Origin of the sequence: Arcticibacter eurypsychrophilus (assembly GCF_001730525.1) — a bacterium.
Taxonomy (GTDB): Bacteria; Bacteroidota; Bacteroidia; order Sphingobacteriales; family Sphingobacteriaceae; genus Arcticibacter; species Arcticibacter eurypsychrophilus.
Map to the genome: position 1 here is coordinate 1 of NZ_MDFN01000069.1, position 1,197 is coordinate 1,197.

2 protein-coding genes are annotated in these 1,197 nt (G+C 45.6%); both read right to left on the bottom strand.

The window, feature by feature from the left end:
• Window positions 1-158 (bottom strand): dTDP-4-dehydrorhamnose 3,5-epimerase family protein (locus BFL47_RS18985; protein ID WP_170827364.1); only part of this gene is annotated, 158 nt, incomplete at its 3' end.
• Window positions 159-186: 28 nt separating this feature from the next.
• Window positions 187-1,197 (bottom strand): dTDP-glucose 4,6-dehydratase (gene rfbB / locus BFL47_RS18990; protein WP_069661369.1); only part of this gene is annotated, 1,011 nt, incomplete at its 5' end.

A 1,197-nucleotide genomic window follows, 5' to 3' on the forward strand; every position in this document is an offset into this window, starting at 1 on the left:
GATAGCGACTGGTTATCCTGTACAAAATGTACATCTAAGCCTGTTTTTTTATTGAAACTTGCTTCATTGAAACTCTCAAAGAAGTATCCCCTTGCATCAGGGTATACGGCCGGCTCCATGATGAAGCAACCTTCGATTGGGGTTGGTATAATATTCATGTAGTTCTTTTATTCTTTATTGATCAGGTTAACGCGCACTGTACTGTCCCTGATAATAGGACTGGTAATTGCCGGAGGTTACGTTTTCAAGCCACTCTTCATTCTCCAGGTACCAATCTACCGTTTTCTCCAGTCCTTCTTCGAATTGAAGGCTTGGGGTCCAGTTCAGTTCCCGCTGTAATTTGGATGAATCGATCGCATAACGCAGGTCATGGCCTGCACGGTCGGTTACGAAGGTGATCAGCTTTTCTGATGTTCCTGGATCGCGGCCCAGTTTGCTGTCCATGATCCGGCATAAGGCATGGATCAGATCAATGTTCTTCCATTCATTATGGCCACCGATATTGTAAGTCTGGCCGGCTTCTGCCCCGTGGAACAGTACATCGATCGCACGGGCATGATCTTCCACCCATAACCAGTCACGTATATTATCTCCCTTACCATATACCGGCACGGGTTTATTGTTCTTGATGTTGTTGATAGCAAGGGGGATCAGCTTTTCAGGGAAATGAAACGATCCGTAATTATTCGAACAGTTCGAGATCACCGTATTCATTCCATACGTATCGGCATAGGCCCGTACGAAATGGTCGGAACTGGCTTTAGAGGCTGAATAAGGACTATGGGGATCATAGCCGGTTTCTTCTGTAAACAATCCTTCCTCACCCAGTGTGCCGTATACTTCATCGGTAGAGACATGATAAAAGCGGTGCGCAGGGTATGCTTCCTTCCAGTACTTGCGCGCTGCATTAAGCAGGTTGACTGTGCCCAGCACATTAGTCATCACAAACTCCAAAGGATTGGAAATAGAGCGGTCTACATGGCTCTCGGCGGCCAGGTGGATTACGGAATCAAAAGACTCTTTTTCGAAAAGGTTGTCAATAAAGGGAGCATCCACAATATCCCCTTTTACAAAACGGTAATTCGGCTGGTCTTCTATATCTTTTAAATTGGCCAGGTTACCCGCATAGGTCAGTTTATCCAGGTTTACGATCTGGTAATCGGGATAGCTTTTCACAAATCTTCTGACTACATGTGA